A 366-nucleotide genomic window follows, 5' to 3' on the forward strand; every position below is an offset into this window, starting at 1 on the left:
GATCCACCATCGCGACAGCATCACGAAAAAGGATCATGGCCTGGTCTTTTTTCGTTGCTGCTGCATATATCTCGGCACGAGGCTCCTTATCTGCTGTTAGACAGTAAAGCCCCACTCCGCCAGCCAGTGGTGATTTGCCGGAACCCTTACCAGATTCAACGTACACCATGCGAAATCTACGATAACCATCCGAGTTCTTCCAGCCGAATATCGACCCTACAATAAAGCACTGCCACGGTAGCAGGTTGAAGGGTTTACCTTCATGCTCACCACCGTTGAGCTTCAGTACCTTGGCAAAAAAGTCGATGGCTCGCTGCGCCGCTGCAACATCCCATACCAACCCGCGAGCATGGCAGGATTCCAAAT

General features: G+C 51.6%; 1 protein-coding gene. It reads right to left on the bottom strand.

All coding sequences use genetic code 11. The annotated features are described in order from the left end of the window. Positions 1 to 366: terminase large subunit domain-containing protein (locus RRF55_RS27310; protein WP_439419211.1), on the bottom strand; the 366-nt coding region annotated here is incomplete at both ends.

Source organism: Klebsiella sp. K47 (assembly GCF_051858335.1).
GTDB lineage: Bacteria > Pseudomonadota > Gammaproteobacteria > Enterobacterales > Enterobacteriaceae > Klebsiella > Klebsiella pneumoniae.